We start from the raw sequence: 246 nt of genomic DNA on the forward strand, positions 1-246 counted from the left end.
ATTCTTAGCTTTTTTACTTCCAAACAACTTGAAGCTCATTTTCAACCAATCAAACTTCATCCTTTATCAACACCCCAACATTACCACAATCAAAACCAAACACTCCCAAACACTTTCCATCTCTTCCCACCCATTTCCAAGGCAATTCCTCAAATACCACCTACTCCTGATTACAATCTTTATCCTCATAAAATCACTGAACAACAAACACAGAATCCAACAACGATTCCTCATTTAGTTCACCTT

1 protein-coding gene is annotated in these 246 nt (G+C 37.0%); it reads left to right on the top strand.

The genetic code is table 11. The features are described from left to right. On the top strand, positions 1-246 hold a 246-nt coding region (locus tag FS608_RS31040), incomplete at both ends, for a hypothetical protein (RefSeq protein ID WP_222127434.1).

The sequence above is a fragment of the Bacillus sp. X1(2014) genome (assembly GCF_007678255.1).